Genomic DNA, 21,184 nt, shown 5'->3' with positions numbered 1-21,184 from the left:
AGTTGGGGTCGATGGGGGAAGGGTAGTCTTTTCAAAGGGTTAATGTTTTATGACGCGGGCGCGATAGCCTTGCAGTCTGCAAGGTCTTGCGCCGTGCATTGCAAGGTGACGCAAGAGGCCGGCTGCGCCCGAAGCGTCACGATCGCGCGGCTAGGCGCACGGCCTTTTCCAGGGTGTGGAAGCGCTCCAAAAACAGCCGTCTGGCGTCGGCCACGGGCAGCGGGGTCAGGGAAACGCTGGGGAGGGGAGGCTCGCGAATTTCCAAAACGGTGCGGACCTCGGCCTCCGTAAAGCCGGCCAGTTGCACGGCCTCGGTGGCGGCGGCAAGGCGGTCGGCTTTTTTGATCAGGGCATGGACCTCGGGAGAGGGACGGGCGGGCAAGCCGAAGCGGGTATAAACGGCGCACATCAGCCGATCTTCGAGTTCGCGAAACACATCGCCGACCGCGGCCTTGAGGGGCGTGATCAGGTCGTGGGTCACGTATTCGCTGGCATCGTGCAGCAAGGCGGTCAGCAAAAGCCGAGGATCGACCCGGTCGTGCAGGTCGCGCACAATCTCGGTGACCAGCAGCGAATGCTGGGCTACCGACCAGCCGTGATCCCCGAGGGTTTGCCCGTTCCAGCGGGTGTTGCGCGACAGGCCGAGCGCGATGTCCTCGATCTCGATATCCAGGGGCGAGGGCTCGATGAGGTTCAGGCGTCGGCCCGAGAGCATGCGCTGCCACGTGCGCGGCGCCTGGGCGCGCAGGCGGCGTTGCTGTGTGGGATCCAGGGGGGGCGGCTGCGGGCTCACGGGCGTGGCTCCTCGCGGGCGGGATCCTGACGCGGGTCCAGTTCACCGACCACCGGCGAGGTGCTGGGGGTGACGCGAAACGGCTGACGGTCGGGGCCGAGCGCCGGTTCGCGCGCCATCATGCGCCACAAGGTCGCTAGCCCCAGGCCGCCCCCCACCAGCGACAGGAACACGAAAAGCCCGGCCGGCCCCATGCCCTCCATCAGGCCGGCAGCGATCAGCGGACCAATGGCCGAGCCCACACTGTTGACGAACAGCAGTCCACCGCTCACCCCGACCATATCGGAAGACGTCACCCGGTCGTTGGCCAGCGCCACGCTGATGGGATAAATCAAGGTCAGCAGCGAGCCGAACAAGGCCGAGACCAGCAAGAATAGCGCAAAGGTCAGGCCGCCTGCCAGCGCCGCACCTCCGGCCAAGGTCAACAGGGCCAGCACGGCACAGCACACCGCCACGCCCGTGGTGGCCAGCAGCAAGATGCGTCGGCGGTCGGTGCGGTCCGACAGGCGCCCGAGGGGCCATTGCAAGACGAGGCCGCCGATGATGATGCTGCTCATGAACAGCGCGACCTGATCAATGGTGAAGCCCGCCATGCGCGCAAACAACGGTCCCAGGGCATAGAAGGCGCCAAGACCCAGGCCACTGCCAAAGCTGCCCAAAAAGCCCGAGGGCGAGACCTCGATCAGGCGCCGCGCCCCAAAGGACTTGGTGGCAGGCAGCGACGGCGAGGGCAGGCGGGTCAAGGTGATGGGCACCACGGCCAACGACAAAAGCATGGCGGCCACGGCGAACGGCGCCGTGCTTTTGGGGTCACCGGCCATCAGCAGCAAGGGGCCGAGGCCCTGGGCCAGATAGAGGGTGATCATGTAAATCGAGAGCACCGTGCCCCGGGTTTCGCGGGTGGCGCGCTCGTTGAGCCAGCTCTCCAGGCACATGAACAGGCCGGCCATGGCCACGCCCTCGACAAAGCGCAGGGCCGCCCAGGCCCAGGCGTTAACCATCAGGGCATGGGCCAGAACCGCAGTTGAGAACACGCAGGCCAGCAGGGCAAAGGCCCGGATGTGCCCAACCCGGCCAATCAGGGCTGGCAACCGCAACGAGCCCAGGATCAAGCCGCTGAAGTAGGCCCCCATGACCAGGGAGGACACGGCCGGACCTTGGCCCATGTCGGCGAGGCCCACCCCCAGGAGGGTGCCCAGTAACCCATTGCCCAGCAGGAGAAAAGCGGTCCCCCCCAGGAGGGAGGACAAAGAGGCGATCAAAGCGGTCATCGCTCACCCGAAGGCAGAAGATCAAACACAAGAAGCGGGGTCGTCGCCCTCGACGTCCCGCTATGGCCGGCCAGGGTGACGCCCCACCCCCAGGTCCGTCAATCCGGGGCAACACCGCGGGCCCCGATCCCAAACGATTTTTCCCTCCCCCTCCTCTCTCAGGAGACGAGGGGGCTCGGGAGGCCGCGCTTCCCCAGCCTTTGTTTTTTTCTTACGGCCGTATCGGTGCCCCCGTCTCTGTTGCGCCGATCTCCCTTCATCCCCATCATGGAAGGGCAATCCAGGAGGCCCGCGATGACCATTCATGCCTTTCGCCTTGAAGAGGCCGGGTTCACCCGCTCCCAAGTCGAAGCCCTGGCCGAGTTCATGGAAGGACAGGCGGCGACGAAGGCCGATCTGGAGGGCATGGAACACCGGCTGGAGACCAAGATCACCGGGGTCAGAGGAGATCTGGACGCCGTTGAACATCGTTTAGAGAGCAAGATCAACGGGGTCAGAGGGGATCTGGACGCCGTTGAACATCGTTTGGAAACCAAGATCAACGGGGTCAAAACTGACCTGGAAGCCAAGATCAACGGGGTCAAAACCGATCTGGAAACCAAGATCGCCGAGGCTAAGGCCGAACTGAAAGCCGAGATCGCCCCCTTGAAGACCGAGACCGTGGTGGTGCGCTGGATCCTCGGCGTGGTTTTGACCTTGCAGGTGGCCACCTTTATCAAGCTGATGGTCGCTTGAACGTGACAGCGGGGAGGCTGGCCTCTCCAGCTTTCCTTTCCTTCGGCGCTGCTTTGCCAGGGATCGCGCCGCCCGTCCCCATCCCCATCGACAGCATGGGCGACAAAGGTCGAGGGCATAAACTGGGTCTGCCCCATGGCCCCGGCCCAAGACCCGATCGAGGCGCTCGCGCGGCACATCGCCAGCCTCCAAGATGCGCAGGGCATCAAGTAACTGGGCCTTGAAGAAGGTCCCACGCCGGCCCTCGTAAGCCAAGGTCGCCAAGGTATCGATGACCGGGGTGCTGCCAATGATGGCCCCAAAGCTGGTCTCCAACCCCCACAACGCCACCAACACCGGGCCCGGCACCCCCGTCGCCTGCTCCAACCGCCCGAGCAAGGCGGCATGAACCTGAAGCAACTCTCGCCCTCGTGCCACCCGGCTCTCGGGAGCACTGGCGCGGAAATAATCGCCAAAGGAGCGGTTGAACTCGGGCTGACGCCGGTCCAACTCGATGGTTTTGGCCAAAAACCGGGCGCGCCCCAGGGCTCCCTCGACGGTCGCGGGCCGAAGCCCGGCCGCTAGGGCCTCGGCCTTCATGCCCTCCAGCCAGACGGCGAACCCCGCCCCCTCAGCCGCGACGGCGTCCGGCGCCCCCGCCGCGCCAACACCGACCGCGTCGGCCGTGGGAGCGGAAGACGGGGCCTGGGGACTCTGGGCACAGGCGCCAACCGCCCCGGCGCAGAGCATCACGACAATGGCGGCGAGGACACAGCGATCCATGAAGTCAAAAAATCCGTAAGGGCGTGTTGGAGTTCTCTTGGTGCCACAAACCGGCCCTCATGTCCACGCCGGGCGCACCCTTTTCCCCGAAGCCGAGAGCAAGGAGGGGTCGGGAAAGGCCGCGCCTCCCCTGCCTTCCCTTTCCCCACTGCCCTGTTGACACCCGCCGACAGGAATCGTACCACCACCTCGCGGGAAGAGTGGCCGAGTGGTTTATGGCACCGGTCTTGAAAACCGGCGATGGGCAACCATCCGTGAGTTCGAATCTCACCTCTTCCGCCACCTCCTGTCCAAGGGCGTCCAACCCCGTCCGAGGCAATGAATAAAATCAAGCGATTAGCCTCTCCGACTGTCCACCGAAGTCCACCCTTGACCACCGGAAGCCACCCCATGATGATGGGTAGGTTGGTGGTAGGGGCTCAAGAGAGGAAACGCACCCCCTCATTGGATGGGGAGCGTCGAGGATGCCACCAAGACCATCGCGACTGACGGCTCGTCAGGTTCAAACCGTTACGGCACCCGGCTACTACGGGCATGGGGACGGCTTGTATCTTCAGGTTGTTAAAACCGAAAAAAAACCTGAGTATATCACTTTTCCTTAAAGGGCCGGCACAGGGATATGGGGCTCGGGGGTTTTCCCGACATCACCTGTACCCCAAGCCCCCTCGGTGCTGGCATGGCCGCCCCCGATCATCCCGTCCTGGGCGGCGGTGCCATCTGGGCCAGGGCGCCAGCCGCCGGAGCCCCTGGTGAGGGCGCTCGTGCGCCTCCGGCTGTGCGTCCTTATGGGAATGAGATGGCTTCCAGCAGCAAGAGAATTGTTTGAAAAGCGGTCGTCTTTGAGGAACGATGGGGGCATGGTCGAGTGCGAAGCGACAGCGGTGGGCTGGGCGCCCTCTCTTTCCGTTTCGCGGGATCCCCCTTGGGGAAGGTTTTCGGTCGAGGAGGTGCTGTTTTTATTTATTTTTTGACGGGGCTGTGAGTGGGAAGCCCTGCCTCATCGTCCTGACGAGGGAGGAAAATCCGATGGGTAATTTAACCATTCTCAATATAGACGATTTCCTTCACGTCCGCTTGAAGGATCGGGCGCGTAAAAATGGCCGGTCGGTAGAAGACGAAGCACGGACCATTCTCAGCGCCGCCTTGGAGGCCGATCCAAAGGCACCGGGGGGACTGGGGAACGCGATCCATGCTTTGTTCGAACCTCTGGGGGGCGCAGACCTCGCCCTGCCCCCACGCGAGCCTGTGCGTGATCCACCGCGTTTTGACCCATGATTCTTCTGGATACCAACGTGATTTCAGAGGTCATGAAATCCACGCCCGACCCGTCGGTAATGGCGTGGCTCAACGCCTTTCCCGCAGACGCCCTTTTTGTGTCGAGCCTCACCCAGGCAGACGCCCAAATCGCGTCCGTGGCCCGCTCACATGGCGCCCTCCTTGCCACGCGCAATATCAAGGATTTCCTGGAGTGTGGGCTTGATCTTGTAAACCCGTGGGAGTGATGTCCTTATACCCTGATTCTGCTGAAAAGCCAAAAAAGGGCAATAACGGGTTGCCAAGCGATCAAAGCTCGACTCAAATACGAACCCTGTCAAAAAGAGCTTTTTGAACGCGGAACAGCAAGGGTTTCAAAAGCCGTTGCAGCCCACCCCTGGCAGTGCCATCCTTCAGCAGATCCGCCCTTCAGGATAGAGAAGCCGCATCGACTGTCCCAGAAGGCGCCCCCCCTGACCCGTAAAAAGCAAATCCTTTTCCCATGGCCCTGCACCCGGATTTTCCGCGTTCTCCTTACGAAATCCTTTCCCCTGCCGTGCGCTGGATTCCTGCGCCGGAAGAGGCCCGCACCACCGCCTATGAAAAGCTCCTCCCGCCTCTGGTCGCCCGGATCCGGGAAGAAGTGGCGACATGGCGTGACGACGGATATCCGGGAACCTCGCCGACGTCCCAGGCTCTCCTGTCCTGGTGGTTTAAAACGGATCATCTCCAAGAGCAGGCCGACGGCACCGCCCAGCCGTTTCGGTACTATTTTGCCCAGCGCGAAGCCGTCGAGACGATCATCTGGCTTTATGACGTGCGCGGTGTCCGCGACAAGTTCGACCTTCTGCGGTTTGATTCCTCCGGCGCGATTTCAGCCAACATGTTTGCCGAGGATTGGCCCCGATTTGTGGTCAAAATGGCGACGGGATCGGGCAAGACAAAGGTCTTATCCCTTTTGATGGCATGGAGTTATTTTCACAAACTCTATGAACCCGGCTCCGACCTTGCCAGGAACTTCCTTGTGGTCGCGCCAAACATCATCGTTCTTGATCGCCTGCGTACCGATTTTGACGGCCTGCGCATCTTTTTCAACGATCCGGTTTTGCCCGCCAACGGCCACGCCGGGCAAAACTGGCAGGATGATTTTCAGCTTGCCGTCCATATCCAAGACGAAGTGCGCATCATCCGCCCCACGGGAAACCTTTTCCTGACCAACATCCATCGCGTCTATCTGGGAGAGGTGCCGGAACCCTCGCTGGAGGATGACGACCTGACCGACTATTTCCTGTCGCCGTTTGGAAAACGCCCGGTGGGGAAAACCACCGATAGCAACACCGACCTGGGGCAAATCATTCGCGAGGTCGAGGAGCTGGCGGTTTTCAACGATGAAGCCCACCACGTTCACGACGCTCGACTGGCGTGGTTTAAAAGCATCCAGGACATCCACCACCGCCTTTTGCAGAAGGACCGCCGGCTGGCCCTTCAGGTGGACGTCACCGCCACGCCTCGCCACAATAACGGGGCAATTTTCGTCCAGACCGTCAGCGATTACCCCCTGGTGGAAGCCATCGCCCAGGACGTGGTGAAACACCCCGTTTTGCCCGACGCGGCCAGCCGCGAAAAACTTTCCGAGGCGCAAAGCCCTATTATTACCGAAAAATACGCCGACTATCTCCGCCTCGGGATTGAGGAATGGCGCAAAGCCTATGCCGAGCATGAAAAGCTGGGCAAAAAAGCCGTTCTTTTCGTCATGGTGGACGATACCAAAAACTGCGACGAGGTCGGGGCGTGGCTGGAACGCGCCAGCCCCGACCTGGAAGGCGCCGTTTTGGTGATTCACACCAAGGCCAACGGCGAGGTATCCGAGGCGACGTCGGCGAAAAACAAGGAAGAACTGGATCGCCTGCGGGAACAGTCCAACAAAATCGATACCTGGGAGTCCCCCTACAAGGCCATCGTCTCCGTTCTCATGCTCAAGGAGGGGTGGGACGTCCGCAACGTCACCACCATCGTCGGCCTGCGGGCGTATTCCGCGAAAAGTAATATTCTGCCCGAGCAAACCCTGGGCCGGGGGTTGCGGCGCATGTATTTCGGCTCCGACCAACGGGAAACCGTATCGGTGATGGGCACGCCGGCCTTCATGGCGTTTGTGGAATCCATCCAAAGCGAGGGCGTAACGTTCGAGCAGGTGCCCATGGGCGACCCCGGCACGGATCGCCCGGATTCCCTGATCGTGGAAGTGGACAGCGAAAACCCGGACAAGGACCTGGAAATCCTGGATATCGCCCTGCCCCGCCTGTCGCGCCGCTTCCACCGCGCCTTTACCGACCTGTCCGGCCTGGATCCCGCTACCTTTGGAAACCCGAAACTCCCGGTAAAACCCTTTGCTCCGGCGGAAACCCGGGACATCGTGTTCAAAACCATGTTGGATGGCACGGTGGACCACGTTGTTCACCTGACGGAAGACGATGCCTCGGATTTTCGATCCGCCGTCGCCTTTTTCGCCCGCCAGCTTTTGTCCGACCTGAAACTTGTTGGGGGGTATGATCACCTTTATCCAAAGGTCAAAACCTTCCTGGCCGAACACTTATTCAACCGGCCGGTGGACCTGGAAGATCCCGTGATCTTGCGGAATCTATCGGAACCCGACGTTACGAAAACGGTTTTCGATGTGTTTCGCACCGCCATTAACGCCTTGACCCTGTGCGAAACCGGGGAAACCCGCGTCGAAGGGTGGATCCGCCTGCGCGATACCCGCCCGTTTCGCACCGAGGCACGGGGATTTCTCATGCCCAGGCGGTCGATTTTCAACAAAATCGTCGGCGAGGCCAACGCGGATCGGCTGGAGCTGGACTTTGCCGCTTTCCTAGACGCCGCGCCCGACGTACAGGCGTTCGGCAAAAACTACATGGCCGTGGGATTCAAGGTGGATTATGTCCGGGCCGATGGGGAGCTTTCCACCTACACCCCGGATTTTCTTGTTCGCACCACCAACGGCGCTGTCTGGATCGTAGAAACCAAAGGGCGGGAAGATCTGGACGTGCCGCGAAAAATGGCCCGTTTGCGCCAATGGTGCGCCGATGCCTCGGCGGCGGTCATGACAACGGCGCCCGCCGAAGCCCCGTCCCCCCGCTTTGGGTTTGTGTACGTGGACCAGGACAGTTTCGAAAAGTACCGGCCCACCAACTTCGCCGGGTTGGTGGCCGCGTTCCGTGAATACCAAGAAGAGGACAGCCATGGCCCGGCCTGACAAAAAAACCTACGACCTGACCGAGGCCGAACAGCGCGACCTGATTACCCTGATCCAGCAGGGCCGCCCGTTGCCGGAAAAGTATCGCTTCATCCTGTTCGAGGATAAGCGCGAGGTGGAACTGGTCTGGAACGGAAAGACCCGCGACGTTTGCACCACCGTTTTGCCGTTTCAATCCCTGGAACACGTGGACGAACCGCGCCCCGAAACCCGGGTTCAGGGTGATTTGTTCGACACGCGCGGCCGCCAGTTGCGCGGCTGGACCAACAAGCTGATCTGGGGCGACAACAAGCTAATTCTCTCGTCCCTGAAGGCAGGCCCCTTGCGCCAGCAGATCGAGGACGCCGGCGGCCTGAAACTCATTTACATCGACCCGCCGTTTGATGTGGGGGCTGATTTCAGCCTGGATATCGAAATCGGCGGGGAAACCTTCCACAAGGAACCAAATATCCTCGAACAGATCGCCTACCGAGATACGTGGGGGAGAGGCGCAGATAGTTTTTTGTCTATGATTTATGAACGCCTCATTCTAATGCATGATTTACTACATGAAAACGGAAGCATTTACCTTCACATGGGCACAAACATTTCGTATTCCGTAGAATCTATTATGCGAGAAATATTTTCAAAATCATCTGCAAATGCCACAATAACGTGGAAGCGAGTCACTGCGCATGGAGATAGCCAACGCTGGGGCATAGTCAATGACAACATCATGTGGTTTACAAAGGGAACAAAATTCGTATGGAACAGTCAGTATCTACCATATTCCACAGAATACAGAGAAGAAAAATACAACAACGTAGATGATAACGGACGTCGTTATATGCTCGATAACTTAACGAGCCCGAATCCGCGCCCAAATATGACGTATGAATGGCGGGGTCACGCCCCCCCTGCCGCAGGATGGCGTTACGAACTAAAAACGATGGAACGGCTTTTCAGTGAGGGAAGAATAGAACTTCCCAAAAAAGAAGGTGGTAGACCGAGATTAAAACGATTTCTTGACGAAGGAAAAGGCGTTCCTATCGGCACCGTCTGGACCGATATTCATCCAGTGAATTCTCAGGCGTCAGAAGATACACGTTATGACACTCAGAAACCAGAAACGCTCCTTGAAAGGGTAATCAAAGCCAGCAGCAACGAAGGTGATCTTGTCGCGGACTTTTTCTGTGGCTCCGGCACCACGGCCGCCGTCGCGGAAAAGCTGGGTCGAAAGTGGATCGCGACCGATCTGGGCAAATTCGCCATTCACACCACGCGCAAACGGCTGATCGGTGTCCAGCGGGAATTGAAACAGGCCGAAAAACCCTTCCGCGCGTTCGAGGTCTTGAATCTCGGCCGCTACGAACGCCACGCTTACCTCAACGTCGGGGGGCGGCTGACGGTGGAGCAAAAAGCGGAGGCTTTGGCGCGCAAGGAAGCCGACTTTCACGAGCTGATTTTGAAAGCGTACAAGGCCACGGGGTTTGGCGGCACCGAGGGAGCGCCGGCCCAGGACGGCTTTTTTCATGGCGCCCGCAACGGCCGCCTTGTCGTCATCGGCCCCATCAACCTCCCCGTCGGCCGCCTGTTCGTGGAAGAGGTGATTACAGAATGCCGCAAGCGTGGCGCCACCCGGGCCGATATTCTGGCCTTCGAGTTTGAAATGGGACTTTTCCCCGCCGTTTTGGAAGAGGCGCGCGGCAAGGGGATCGACCTCGCCCCGAAATACATTCCGGCGGAGGTTTTCGATAAAAGGGCCGTCGAGCGCGGGCAGGTGGTGTTTCACGATATCAGCTTCGTGCAGGCCGAACCCCGCTACGACAGTAAGAACAAGAAAACCGTGCGGATCGAACTCACCGACTTTTCGGTTTACTACACCCAAGGCGCGGCCGAGGCGGCCCTGGCCGCTCTGAAGCCCGGCAAAAGCGGTGTGATCTGCGACAAGGGCCAGCTTTACAAAGTGACCAAGGACAAGGACGGTATCACCACGCGGGAGCGCCTGACCCGCCACTGGACCGACTGGGTGGACTACTGGGCCGTCGATTTCGACTACATGAGCCGCAAGGAAATCATCCGCGTCCCCGTGGGCACCGGCCTCGGTGGCGTCGCGACCTTGCCCGGGTTTGACCCCACGCAAGGCGAGGGGACCCTTCCCGTGTTCGAGGAACGCTGGACCGGCGGCTACATCTTCGAAAACGAATGGCAGAGTTTCCGCACCCGCAAAAACCGGGATCTGGAACTCACCACCGCCGTCCACACCTACGATCTACCGGGCCGCTACACCGTCGCCGTGAAGGTGATCGACATTTTCGGTAACGACACCATGACCCTGGTTCCCGTATCGGTCGGGTGAGCCCAATGCCCGACCCGTTCACCATCCGCATTTTCGTTCCCGACGGTGATCCAGAGGGCGTGCGCCTGATTGACCGCATGAACTGGACCGGTCTCGGGGTGGTGTTTCCGCGCGCCAAATGGTCCGACGTGCGCCAACGGGCGGAAATGCTCCGTACCGGGGTTTATATTCTTGTCGGCTACACCGAACAGGACGACGACCTCCCCACCGTGTATGTGGGGCAGACCGACGACCTCCGAAGCCGCATCGACAGCCATTGCGCCAAAAAGGACTTTTGGGATTGGGGCGTGGTGTTTGTGTCCAACAATAGTGGCGGACTGAACCGGGCGCATGTGACGTGGCTGGAATACGCGCTGGTCAAACGCGCCACGGAAGCCGCCCGTTGTCATCTGGATAATAACAACGCCCCCCAGGAACCGGGGCTCAGCGAGGCCGAAAAAGCCGATACCCGGGCCTTCCTGAAAGAAATCGTGCAGATCCTGCCCCTGGTGGGATTGCGCGTGTTCGAAACCCCGAAAGCGGTGGCGGTTCCCCGAGCGGCAGACCCTTCCATCGTGACGCCCCCCAGGACGAAGCGACCGGACACCATCATCGTTCCCGCGCAGAGGGAAGGGTTCGTGCAGGTTTTCCTGGGGCAGAATTGCTGGCACGCTATCCGTATCGCCGGCGGAATGCTGGACAAAATCAAGTACGTCGCCGGATACCAGACGCACCCCACCTCCGCCATCACCCACTATGCGCCCGTGGCAGCCATCGAACCCTATGGGGAAGAGGGAAAATACAAGCTGATCTTTTCGGAAAAGGCCAAGGCGATTGGCCCGATCCCTTATGGGGACGCCCCGCCTGGCGCCATGCAAGGCCCACGATACACCACCTTTGAAAAACTCCGTGGGGCAACCACCCTGAAAGATCTTCTCGTGAGAGATTGCCCCGAACATCATTAAGGAAGGAGAAATTAGGGCTTCTTGAGCGCGGAAGAACGACAAGGGGTCTGGCTCAGGGTTGGCGTCCGTCTGGGGTGCACGGGCCGGCACGGCGTGCCCATCTGATTTTGTTGCTCGACGACGGCCTGTCTGTGCTGGAAGTGGCGCGGCTCATGTATTTGGATGACGACACGGTCTACCAATGGCATCGACGTTGGATCGACGGGAGACCGGCGCGGTTGTCCGAGTTCGGCTGAAAGGGGTCGTCGCCTCGACTGTCCTCGGGACACGATCCCGAACAACAGGGTTGATTTCTGCTATCGCACAATAGCCCTCTCTGGTATAGGCTGGCGCACCGGTATAAAAATGAGAAGGGAGATCGGGCGTTTCGATGATGCCCGGGCTTTCTATGCGTTATAAGTTAGCTCAACCTCACCCCCTCCTTCACTCTGGTGAGGCCCCAGAACGCACCACGATTGGGGTCACAGCGAGGTTTTTGTGATCATCGGTCCGTGTCGCGACGTCCGGAAGCCCCCATTCTGGTCGTTCCCCATCTTGTTTAACCTCGGAGCCCCGCGCCTCTTTCTGCCTGAGAAAAGGCAGGGATCAAGGACTCGGAGGGAGTGAGCGTTGATGGGTATTTTGATGGGTAAAGACGCCTTGAGTTGGTAAAAATTGTTTAAGAACAATGGCGTTCTCCCCCCCCCTCTTCCGCCATATCCGCGAGCACACCGGCTCCCTCGGACCGCTTTACAAACGCACTGGCGCCCCAGGGTATTTCCTCTCCCTCGCCGGCCTCTTCCTCCCTGGCATGGTCATGCGGATGCATCCCTCCTGTCGCGGCGCCGGCCTTGCCCCCCTGCGATGGGCTTTTCTAGCCCTGGTGGCCTGGATCTCCTCGGGACCGGCCGCTGCGCTCGACACCACGGCGGCACGCCTTGCCGGCTGTGCCCTGGGAGGGGGGAGCCGGGCCGGTGCCTTGCTTTGGGGCCTGCTGGACGCCCGCGCCCCCCATCCGGCTCCGCCGCCCCCTGCCCTGCCCTGCGATAATACTCCGACCGGACTGCCCGCGCCGGTCGTGCGGAGCCTTTGGGAGGACTCCCCTGCCGGCCACCCCCGCCCCCCCGGACACCGCCCCCCCCGCCCTCCCCGGGCTTGGCGACGTCCTCCGATCCGCGCGCCCCCGCAAGGCCGTGACCGGGGCTTGCCCCCTGTCCGTCTCTTCCGTTTGGAAGACCTCGTCGGCCTTCGGGCCCGTGTGCAAGGACTTTGTTGATGTTATATTTTTCTCCCCTCAAGCGCTGGGCAATCATCTTGGTTTGCCTCCTTGGGGTTCTGTTTAGTGCCCCCAGCTTCCTGCCCCATGGATTCTTGCCCTCCTGGCTGCCGCAACACCGCGTCACCCTGGGCCTCGACCTTCAGGGCGGCTCCCATCTTATGCTGGCCGTAGACCGGACCACGGTAGCGCGCGAGCGCGTGAGCGTGCTGCAAGAGGACGTGCGCGGCACCCTGCGTGGCGCCAGCCAGCGCTACGCCGACCTCACGACCACCGACCGTGGCGTGACCTTCACCAGCCCGGCACCGACCGAAGCGGAAGCGGCCCTGCGCTCGCTGACCAAAGGCACGGATGCGGCGGCGGTACAACTCAAACGTGACGGCGAGCGCCTGACCCTCACCATCCCCGAGACGGCGCTTAATGCCTTGCTCGACGGGGCGGTCAAGCAGTCCATCGAAATCGTGCGCCGACGCATCGACGAAACCGGCGTCATGGAGCCGATCATTGCCCAGCAAGGGCCGGATCGCATTGTCGTCCAATTGCCCGGCCTGTCCGACCCCGGCCGCATCAAGCGCCTCTTGGGTCAGACCGCCAAGATGACCTTCCATCTGGTCTCGCCCGACTCCCAACCCGGCCCGGGCTCGCAAATGCTGCCCATGGTCGAGGGCGGCCAGATCGTGATCATGAAAAAGGTTGAGGTGGACGGCAGCCATCTGACCGACGCTCGCCCCGGCATGGACCAGCGCACCGGCCAGTGGGTGGTCAACTTCACTTTCGACAGCCAGGGCGGTCGGCGCTTCGCCGAGACCACCACAGCCGCCGTTGGCCGCCCCTTCGCCATCGTGCTCGACGGCAAGGTGATCAGCGCCCCGGTGATTCGCGAGCCGATTACCGGCGGGCGGGGCCAAATCTCGGGCAACTTCACCGCTACTTCAGCCAATGACCTCTCGGTCTTACTGCGAGCCGGCGCCCTGCCCGTGCCGCTCCAGGTGGTGGAAGAGCGCACCGTCGGCCCCGACTTGGGGGCGGACTCCATCCGCGCCGGCATCATGTCCATCCTCATCGGTCTGGTGCTGGTGGTGGGCTACATGGCCCTGACCTACGGGTTGTTTGGCCTGTTTGCCAACGTCGCCCTGATTTTCAATCTGGCGCTGACCATTGGCGCCTTATCCCTGCTCCAGGCCACCTTGACCTTGCCCGGTATCGCCGGCCTTCTGCTCTCGGTCGGCATGGCGGTGGACGCCAACATCCTGATCAACGAGCGCATCCGCGAGGAAATCCGTAAGGGTCAGGCGGTGGGACCGGCCATGGAAGCGGGCTTCCGCCGGGCCTTTACCACCATCACCGATGCCAACGTCACCACCTTGATCAAGATGGCCATCTTGTACGCCATCGGGACCGGGTCGGTACGGGGCTTTGCCGTGACCATTTCGCTCGGCATCCTGGCCAGCATGTTCACGGCCGTCACCGTCACCCGCTTGATGATGGTCACGTGGTATCGCCGGACCCGGCCCAAGACCCTGCCCATGGCCTTGCGCAAGCGCCTGATCCCCGACGAGCCCGCCGTGCCGTTCATGCGCGGGCGGGTGGTTGGCTTGGCGATGTCGGTGCTGCTGTCTACGGCCTCTTTGGTGCTGTTCTTCACGCCGGGCCTCAACTACGGCGTGGATTTCGCCGGCGGCACGGTGATGGAAATCCGCACCGAGCGCCCGGCCGAGTTCGGCCCCTTGCGCGAGTCCTTGGAAGGTCTGGGCATCGGCCCGGTGCAGATCCAGGAATTCGGCTCGCCCCAGGACGTGCTGATCCGCTTCCAGCGCCAACCCGGCTCCGACGCAGCCCAGGCCGAAGCGGTCCAGAAGGTCCAGGCGACCTTGCAGCAGATCCACCCCGACACCGTGGTGCGTAAGGTGGACAGCGTTGGCGCCTCGGTTTCCGACGAGTTGTTCCAAGGCGGCATGATCGCCCTGGGCCTCGCCGCCGTGGCCATGCTGTTTTACATCTGGGTGCGCTTCGAGTGGCAGTTTGGCGTGGGCGCCGTGGTCACCATGCTGCTCGACGTGACCAAGACGGTGGGCTTCTTTGCCATCACCGGCATGCAGTTCAACCTCACCGCCATCGCCGCGATCTTGACCATCATGGGCTATTCCATCAACGACAAGGTGGTGGTCTATGACCGGGTGCGCGAAAACCTGCGGCGCTACCGCAAGATGCCGCTGCGCGACTTGATCGACAAGTCCATCAACGAGACCATGAGCCGGACCATCGGCACCTCGCTCGCCCTGTTCCTGGCCACCGTGCCCTTGGCCCTGTTTGGCGGCGAGGCGCTGCGCGAGTTTGCCTTGGTGCTGCTGTTTGGCGTGGTGCTCGCCACCAGCTCGTCGATCTTCATCGCCGCGCCCATCTTGCTGTTCCTGGGCGAACACCGGCTGCGCGGCCGGCGCTCTGGTGAGGACGAGGACCCGAGCTAAGGAAAGGCTGGGGAGGCTTGCCTCCCCAGCCTTCTTTTTTTCTTCCCTTATGAAACACGAACAGACCATGCGCAGCCTCGACGACCTCGAACAGGCCGGCTTGATCCCGCCGCCCTCCCCCGAGCAACGGGCCGCCGCCGACGCCTTCGGCGTCCTCCTGCCCCCCGCCCTAGCCCGGCTGATCGACCCCAGCGATCCCAGCGACCCCATCGCCGCCCAGGTCATCCCCAGCGCCCACGAACGAACCGTCACCCCCGACGAAATCAGCGACCCGATCGGCGACGCGGCCCATAGCCCCCTGCCCGGCCTCGTCCACCGCTACCCCGACCGCGTGCTCCTCAAACTCACCGGCTTGTGTGCGGTAAACTGCCGCTTTTGCTTTCGCCGTGACCTGCTGACTCAAGACGTGCTGCGCGATGCCGATCTGGAAGCGGCATTGGCCTACATCGGCGCACACCCCGAGGTCTGGGAGGTCATCCTGTCGGGCGGCGACCCCTTGATCCTGTCGGACGCCCGGCTAAACCGCGTCGTACGCCGCCTAGAGGCGATCGAGACCGTAAGCGTGATCCGGGTACACACCCGCCTGCCAGTCGCCAATCCCGAGCGGGTGACGCCGGCTCTGGTCGGGGCCTTGAAAAGCCCCAAGGCCGTGTATGTCATGCTGCACTGCAATCACCCCCGCGAGCTGACCCCGGAGGCTCGCGCCGCCTGCGCCCGCCTGATCGACGCCGGCCTTCCCGTCCTCTCGCAAAGCGTTTTGCTGCGCGGCGTCAATGACCGGCCCGAGGTTCTGGAGGCCCTGATGCGCGCCTTCGTCGCCACGCGCATCACGCCGCATTACCTGCACCATGGGGACATGGCCCGGGGCACCAGCCACTTTCGCGTCCCCCTGGAGACCGCCCAAGCCTTGTTGCGGGGGCTCCGAGGTCGGCTATCGGGCCTGGGTCAGCCGACATACATCCTTGACCTCCCCGAAGGGCACGGGAAAGTCCCGGTGGGGCCGGTTTTTGCCACGCGCGACGGCGCCGGGTGGCGGGTCGAAGATCCGCAAGGAGAGGTCCACGCTTATGGGAATGCCGGGAGCAGGGCAATCGGATGAAGGGAAGTGGCAAGAGGGCGAGAGAAAAAGAGAAGGCTGGGGAGGCGCGGCCTCCCCAGACCCCTCGTTCACGCTAGCCCTTCGCATGGAGGGATTCCACAGGATGTGGCAGAGTCTCTCAGGAGTCCGCACGTCGAGCGAAAAACAGGAAGAGAGACGACCGGATCCCCGAAACCATTGAACCCCTCCCCGAAACATCCGATCATCGGTTGATCCCAGGAGGCGCCCATGTCCGTTCAAGGCATTGACACCCTCAAGCTCGCCCGGCGCCTGCGCGACGGTGCCGGTTTCACGCCAGAACACGCCGAGGCTGCGGCGGAGGCCTTCTCCGATGCCCTCACCGTGACCGACTTGGTCACCAAGGACCATCTGGAGCTGAAGCTTTCCGAGATGGAACACCGCCTTGATGACAAAATCGCCGGCGTCAAGGCCGAACTCAAAGGCGAGATCGGTGAGCTCAGAACCGAAATCGCCGGCGTCAAGGCCGGACTCAAAGGCGAGATCAGTGAGCTCAGAACCGAAATCTCCGGTGTTAAAGCCGAGCTCAAAGGCGAGATCACCGGCCTCAGAACCGAATTCAAGGCCGAGCTCAGAACTGAGATCGCCGGGCTCAAGGCGGATCTGACCGACGAGATTGCTCGTGCCCGGGTGGACATGATGCGCTGGGGAATCGGGACGGTTCTGACGGCGGTGTTGCTCAACGCGGTGGTTGTCGTTGGGTCAATGTGGGCCTTATCAAGCTCATGGGCGCCAACGGGCCGTAGCCTTTTCCCGGGGGTTGCGGGAGACCGAGACCGCTGAGGAGCTTTTGTTGACAGGTGCCTGCCTAGGCTGTTATTGTCTTTGACAGAGAGAAAGAGACCCCCATGACCAAGCCGCTCCCTTCGTTCACGTCACCGGAAAATGTTGGGCGGTATTTGAGCGATGCCTCAGGCCGCCTCACCGAGGCCCTGGACCGTCGCGCCCGTCCCCTGGGGATCACGGCGGCGCAGTGGCGGGTCTTGATCCGTATTTGCCTGAACCTGGAAACGACCGCCGCCGACCTGTGCCGCAGCCTGAGCTACGACAGCGGCTCGATGACCCGGATGATCGACCGGCTGGAAGGCCAAGGCCTGATCCGACGCGAACGCAGCGAGGAAGATCGACGGGTGGTGCGCTTGGCCTTGACCGAAGCGGGCGAGGCCCTGCGGCCCCGCTTGCAGGAGATCGGTCGGGAAATCTTGGAGCATTTCCTGCGGGACTTCACCCCGGACGACGTCATGCTCCTGATGGGTCTGTTGCAACGCCTTGCCAACGCCCCGCCCCTGCCTGACGAGCGCCACGGGGCAGGAGACTCCCCCCCCCATCCGTGAAAGAGCTCCCCTATGGCACCGCCCCCGCTGCATCCCCCGCTGTCTGGCCTGCCGCTGGTCCTGGCGACGGTCGGGTTGTCGCTGGCCACCTTCATGAACGTCTTGGACACGACCATTGCCAACGTGTCGCTGACGCCGATTGCCGGTGACCTGGGGGTAAGCCCCAGCCAGGGGACGTGGGTTATCACGTCGTTTGCCGTGTCGAATGCCGTTTCGGTCCCGCTCACGGGGTGGTTGGCGCAACGGCTGGGGGCGCTTCGGCTTTTCTTGGTGTCCACGAGCTTGTTTACCGGGGCCTCGATCCTGTGCGGCCTCTCAAGCACGCTGGAAGCGTTGTTGCTGTTCCGGGTCATGCAAGGGCTGGTCTCGGGGCCGATGATCCCGCTGTGCCAAACCCTGCTCTTGCAGGCCTATCCTAAGGAAAAGTCGGGGATGGCGCTGGCGTTTTGGGCCATGACCACCACCATCGCCCCGGTCTTGGGACCGATCCTCGGGGGCTGGCTGACCGACAACTGGTCTTGGCCGTGGATTTTTTACATCAACTTGCCGGTGGGATTGGCCTCGGTGTGGTTGAGCGCCGTGGTGCTTCGGGGGCGTGAAACGCCGACCCGGCGCCTCTCCATTGATTCCGTTGGCCTCGTCTTGTTGATTGTCTGGGTGGGGGCCACGCAAATTTTGTTGGATCGGGGCAAGGAGTTGGATTGGTTCAACTCCCAGGAAATTGTCGTTTTGGGGGTGATCGCGGCGCTTGGGTTTGTCGTCTTTTTGATTTGGGAACTGACCGAGACCCATCCTGTGGTCGATCTTTCCTTGTTTTTGCGGCGAAATTTCACCCTGGGCAGCTTGGTCTTGAGCCTTGGGTACGGCACCTTCTTCGGAATTCTGGTCCTGACACCGTTGTGGCTCCAGCGCTTCATGGGCTACACCGCCACCTGGGCCGGGCTGGTGACCGCCCCCATCGGGATCTTGGCCCTGGCTCTTTCCCCGATGGTCGGGCGCCTGCTGGGCAAGGTTGATCCCCGGTGGTTGACCACGGTCTCCTTTGCGGTATTCGCGCTGTGCATGCTCTGGCGCTCCACCTTCACGCCCGATGTGGAGGCCGGCACGATCGCCCTGTCCCACTTGCTGCAAGGGGTGGCCATGGCGACCTTCTTTATTCCTCTGACCGCCATCATCCTCTCGGGCCTGGAGCCGGCGCGCATCCCGGCGGCGTCGGGCTTGTTCAACTTTTTGCGTCTGATGGCCGGGGCCTTCGCCACCTCGCTGTGGACGACCCAGTGGGAAAACACGGCCACGCGCCACCATGCCGCGCTGGTGGATCTCACGGCCTCGGTGCCCGGCGTGGCAGCCGCCGGTGAGGAGGCCGTGGCCCGGCTGCAAGACCAGGGACTAAGCGCGATCCAGGCCTGGAGCCAGATCGAGCAGATGATCACGGCTCAGGCCACCCTTCTCTCCTTCCTCGATATGGTGAGAATGGCCGGCGTGGTGTTCCTGGGCTTGATTGCGTTGGTTTGGCTGACCCGGCCGGAACAGGGGCCCTCGCGTTAAGAAAGGGAGGGGTCTGGGAGGGAAGCCGCCTGTCGTCTTTCTGTCGCCCGATTTATTCGGCAGCGCTCGCGAAATGCCGGCCGTCCCAGGTGCGACAGAACGTGAGAAAAGCCTCTTCCTCCAGAGGAGGGCTGACCCAATGCCCCTGGATCTGATGACAGCCATTATCGCGCAGCCACGTGAACTGGGCCGGCGTCTCGATGCCCTCGGCCACGGTGCGCAGGCCCAGATGACCGGACAAGCCAATAATCATGCGAGGGATGGAGGTCTCTCCCGGGAGATCATTGACAAAACTTCGGTCTATCTTCAAAACATCCAGGGGTAAATTCTTGAGATACGCCAAGGAAGAATAGCCTGTTCCGAAGTCATCAACGGCGAGGCGCACGCCGCGTCCTTTAAGGTTAGCCAAGAGTTGGGCGGAAACCTCGAACTGGCTCATGATGTCGCTTTCGGTAATCTCCAGTTCGAGATGCTCAAGATCAATCCCGGTGGTGGCGACCACCCCAAGAAACGCCTCCAAAAAAGCCGGCTCGCGTAACTGGCGGGCCGAGACGTTGACCGCCATGGACAAGGCCCCAACGGTCTCGGCCCAGCGGACCTGACAGTGGCAGGCCTCGCGCAACACCCACAAGCCAATGTCGCAGATCAGGCCGGTTTCCTCCGCGATGGGAATGAAGCGGCCGGGGGCCACGAGATCACCGTTCAAACGCCAGCGGACCAAAGCCTCGCAGCCCGAGACGCGGCCGGTAGCCAGATCGACCTTGGGCTGGAAATGAAGCAGGAAATCGCCGTTTTCCACGGCCTTGCGTAAAGAAGACTCGGTGTGCAGCCGAGTGAGGGCGTTTTCGGTCATGGAGCGGTCGAAAAAGGCCCACTGACCAGGGCCGGCGGCCTTGGCGGCGTACAAGGCGGTGTCGGCGTTACGCAGCAGGGTTTCAGCATCGGGGCCATCGGCGGGATGGCAGGCAATGCCAATCGAGGTACTCGGGTGAATGAGGGTTCCGGCAAGGTCCACAGGGGCCTTGACCGCTTCGATGACCCGTCGCGCCACGCGGGCGAGGTCTTCAATCCGTTCGCAGGATTTGAGGACCAAAACAAACTCGTCGCCCCCCAACCGCCCGACCGCTCCTTGAAGCTCCATGGCCAGGGAAAGACGCCGGCCCACTTCCTTGAGCACCTCGTCGCCGGCTTCATGCCCCAGGCTATCGTTGATGTGCTTGAACAAGTCTAGGTCCAGCAGCATGACCGCGGCAAAGGCCCCCGGCCGCACCGGGTCGGTGATGGCCTGATCGAGAATCTCCAAGATCAGGCTGCGGTTGGGCAGGTCGGTGAGAGCATCGCGGGTGGCCAGCCGGCGCAAGGCCTGCTGGACCTCGGCCAACCGCAGCAACAAGGTATTGAAGCGGCGGGCCATCCGACCGAACTCGTTGCGCTGGTGAACTCGAGGCACGCGCAAGGGCCGAGCAGCGGGATCATCGGGAGCCACCTGCTCGACGGCGCGGACCACCGCCACAATGTGACGCACCAGGAAAACATGCATGACCAAACTGGTGGCGGCCGCCACGGTCAGGATAATAAACAGCAAGCTCAGGGTTTGATCGGCGAGCGGCCCGGAAATACTCCTCACGAACAAAGAGGTATCATAGCGCAGCAGCGCTTGGCCAATGAGCGGCGTTTCAACGCCAGGATCAGCCTTTGAGCGGGGCTGGCGCAAGGGCAAGGAGTGCTCGCTCACGGACCGCAGGCCGCCATCAAGCAGTCGCTCCCACCACGTCAGGTCTGGTTCCGGCTCGGATCGCATGCGGCTGACGAAAACGCGTCCCGTGGTATCCACGACCACGATGGAGCGCAGGGGCTTGGCGTGAAAGGCGTCCTCAACGATGGCCCCGCCCATGGCATCGTCAAGATTCCACAAGGCGGTGGACAGGCCAAGACGCATGGAAGACGCCGTGGCGTCGCGAAGGGAGGCGAAGGATCGCTCGGCGTCATGCTGGAGCCACCAGAACTGCCCCAATAGAAAAATAACGGCCGCCAGGACGCTCACGGTCACGACCCGGACCATTTGTTGCACCGCCAGAGAAGAGCCTCGACCCAGCACCCGCCGTTCTCCTT

15 protein-coding genes, 1 tRNA gene and 1 pseudogene are annotated in these 21,184 nt (G+C 61.9%); 12 read left to right on the top strand and 5 right to left on the bottom strand.

Annotation, left to right across the window (positions count from 1 at the left end; translation table 11 throughout):
- Positions 1–136: 136 nt before the first annotated feature.
- The 4 genes and pseudogenes from RSPPHO_RS11605 to RSPPHO_RS22010 form a co-directional block, all read right to left on the bottom strand.
- On the bottom strand, positions 137–793 hold the full coding sequence (locus tag RSPPHO_RS11605; RefSeq protein WP_014415430.1) for a YfbR-like 5'-deoxynucleotidase: 657 nt from the start codon (positions 791–793) through the stop codon (positions 137–139).
- Positions 790–2,064, bottom strand: a complete 1,275-nt coding sequence (locus tag RSPPHO_RS11600) for an MFS transporter (RefSeq protein ID WP_014415429.1) — start codon at positions 2,062–2,064, stop codon at positions 790–792. The genes RSPPHO_RS11605 and RSPPHO_RS11600 overlap by 4 nt, the downstream gene beginning before the upstream one ends.
- A gap of 302 nt (positions 2,065–2,366) precedes the next feature.
- Positions 2,367–2,918 (bottom strand): lytic murein transglycosylase, encoded by a 552-nt coding sequence (locus RSPPHO_RS21550; RefSeq protein WP_277905329.1) that lies wholly within the window; start codon positions 2,916–2,918, stop codon positions 2,367–2,369.
- Between the two features lie 61 nt (positions 2,919–2,979).
- A pseudogene (locus RSPPHO_RS22010) lies at positions 2,980–3,528 on the bottom strand (lytic murein transglycosylase); the annotation flags it as partial.
- 227 nt (positions 3,529–3,755) lie between these two features.
- Here RSPPHO_RS22010 and RSPPHO_RS11590 point away from each other — a divergent pair.
- From RSPPHO_RS11590 to RSPPHO_RS11545, 12 genes are all read left to right on the top strand, one after another.
- Positions 3,756–3,843: transfer RNA gene (locus tag RSPPHO_RS11590), tRNA-Ser, on the top strand.
- 567 nt (positions 3,844–4,410) lie between these two features.
- Positions 4,411–4,836 (top strand): FitA-like ribbon-helix-helix domain-containing protein, encoded by a 426-nt coding sequence (locus RSPPHO_RS22005; RefSeq protein WP_422610574.1) that lies wholly within the window; start codon positions 4,411–4,413, stop codon positions 4,834–4,836.
- Positions 4,833–5,063 carry a PIN domain-containing protein gene (locus RSPPHO_RS11585; RefSeq protein WP_014415427.1) on the top strand — a complete coding sequence of 77 codons (231 nt, stop codon included), beginning with the start codon at positions 4,833–4,835 and terminating at the stop codon, positions 5,061–5,063. Before RSPPHO_RS22005 ends, RSPPHO_RS11585 begins: the two co-directional genes overlap by 4 nt.
- A 254-nt stretch (positions 5,064–5,317) precedes the next feature.
- Positions 5,318–8,068, top strand: coding sequence for a DEAD/DEAH box helicase family protein (locus RSPPHO_RS11580; RefSeq protein WP_014415426.1), 2,751 nt, complete (start codon positions 5,318–5,320; stop codon positions 8,066–8,068).
- Complete coding sequence (locus RSPPHO_RS11575) at positions 8,055–10,406, top strand: DNA methyltransferase (protein ID WP_041795235.1); 2,352 nt, start codon at positions 8,055–8,057, stop codon at positions 10,404–10,406. Before RSPPHO_RS11580 ends, RSPPHO_RS11575 begins: the two co-directional genes overlap by 14 nt.
- Positions 10,407–10,411: 5 nt before the next feature.
- A complete protein-coding gene (locus RSPPHO_RS11570) occupies positions 10,412–11,350 on the top strand; it encodes a GIY-YIG nuclease family protein (RefSeq protein ID WP_041795229.1) in 939 nt (312 codons plus the stop codon).
- Positions 11,351–11,424: 74 nt separating this feature from the next.
- The gene (locus tag RSPPHO_RS20000) at positions 11,425–11,586 is read left to right on the top strand and encodes a helix-turn-helix domain-containing protein (protein WP_014415423.1); all 162 of its coding nucleotides are present in this window, start codon (positions 11,425–11,427) and stop codon (positions 11,584–11,586) included.
- Between the two features lie 1,018 nt (positions 11,587–12,604).
- The gene (gene secD, locus RSPPHO_RS11565) at positions 12,605–15,073 is read left to right on the top strand and encodes a protein translocase subunit SecD (protein WP_041795226.1); all 2,469 of its coding nucleotides are present in this window, start codon (positions 12,605–12,607) and stop codon (positions 15,071–15,073) included.
- 67 nt (positions 15,074–15,140) lie between these two features.
- Positions 15,141–16,172 carry a lysine-2,3-aminomutase-like protein gene (locus tag RSPPHO_RS11560; protein WP_242390481.1) on the top strand — a complete coding sequence of 344 codons (1,032 nt, stop codon included), beginning with the start codon at positions 15,141–15,143 and terminating at the stop codon, positions 16,170–16,172.
- 228 nt (positions 16,173–16,400) lie between these two features.
- Positions 16,401–16,973 (top strand): CCDC90 family protein, encoded by a 573-nt coding sequence (locus RSPPHO_RS17925; RefSeq protein ID WP_014415420.1) that lies wholly within the window; start codon positions 16,401–16,403, stop codon positions 16,971–16,973.
- 65 nt (positions 16,974–17,038) lie between these two features.
- A complete protein-coding gene (locus RSPPHO_RS11550) occupies positions 17,039–17,524 on the top strand; it encodes a MarR family winged helix-turn-helix transcriptional regulator (RefSeq protein ID WP_014415419.1) in 486 nt (161 codons plus the stop codon).
- A 12-nt stretch (positions 17,525–17,536) separates the two neighbouring features.
- Positions 17,537–19,072, top strand: coding sequence for a DHA2 family efflux MFS transporter permease subunit (locus RSPPHO_RS11545; protein WP_014415418.1), 1,536 nt, complete (start codon positions 17,537–17,539; stop codon positions 19,070–19,072).
- A gap of 52 nt (positions 19,073–19,124) precedes the next feature.
- Here RSPPHO_RS11545 and RSPPHO_RS11540 read toward each other — a convergent pair whose 3' ends face one another.
- Positions 19,125–21,170 carry a putative bifunctional diguanylate cyclase/phosphodiesterase gene (locus tag RSPPHO_RS11540; protein ID WP_014415417.1) on the bottom strand — a complete coding sequence of 682 codons (2,046 nt, stop codon included), beginning with the start codon at positions 21,168–21,170 and terminating at the stop codon, positions 19,125–19,127.
- Between the last annotated feature and the right edge of the window lie 14 nt (positions 21,171–21,184).

The organism is Pararhodospirillum photometricum DSM 122 (assembly GCF_000284415.1).
GTDB classification, from domain to species: Bacteria; Pseudomonadota; Alphaproteobacteria; order Rhodospirillales; family Rhodospirillaceae; genus Pararhodospirillum; species Pararhodospirillum photometricum.
This window is presented reverse-complemented; position numbering and strand designations above follow the sequence as displayed.

Bases quoted from the DNA above. Each gene is read 5' to 3' on its own strand.
- secD (WP_041795226.1), top strand. From the start codon at position 12,605: ATGTTATATTTTTCTCCCCTCAAGCGCTGGGCAATCATCTTGGTTTGC.
- RSPPHO_RS11575 (WP_041795235.1), top strand. From the start codon at position 8,055: ATGGCCCGGCCTGACAAAAAAACCTACGACCTGACCGAGGCCGAACAG.
- RSPPHO_RS11585 (WP_014415427.1), top strand. From the start codon at position 4,833: ATGATTCTTCTGGATACCAACGTGATTTCAGAGGTCATGAAATCCACG.
- RSPPHO_RS22005 (WP_422610574.1), top strand. From the start codon at position 4,411: ATGGGGGCATGGTCGAGTGCGAAGCGACAGCGGTGGGCTGGGCGCCCT.
- RSPPHO_RS11570 (WP_041795229.1), top strand. From the start codon at position 10,412: ATGCCCGACCCGTTCACCATCCGCATTTTCGTTCCCGACGGTGATCCA.
- RSPPHO_RS11545 (WP_014415418.1), top strand. From the start codon at position 17,537: ATGGCACCGCCCCCGCTGCATCCCCCGCTGTCTGGCCTGCCGCTGGTC.
- RSPPHO_RS17925 (WP_014415420.1), top strand. From the start codon at position 16,401: ATGTCCGTTCAAGGCATTGACACCCTCAAGCTCGCCCGGCGCCTGCGC.
- RSPPHO_RS11560 (WP_242390481.1), top strand. From the start codon at position 15,141: ATGCGCAGCCTCGACGACCTCGAACAGGCCGGCTTGATCCCGCCGCCC.
- RSPPHO_RS21550 (WP_277905329.1), bottom strand. From the start codon at position 2,918: ATGCCCTCGACCTTTGTCGCCCATGCTGTCGATGGGGATGGGGACGGG.
- RSPPHO_RS11580 (WP_014415426.1), top strand. From the start codon at position 5,318: ATGGCCCTGCACCCGGATTTTCCGCGTTCTCCTTACGAAATCCTTTCC.
- RSPPHO_RS11600 (WP_014415429.1), bottom strand. From the start codon at position 2,064: ATGACCGCTTTGATCGCCTCTTTGTCCTCCCTCCTGGGGGGGACCGCT.
- RSPPHO_RS11550 (WP_014415419.1), top strand. From the start codon at position 17,039: ATGACCAAGCCGCTCCCTTCGTTCACGTCACCGGAAAATGTTGGGCGG.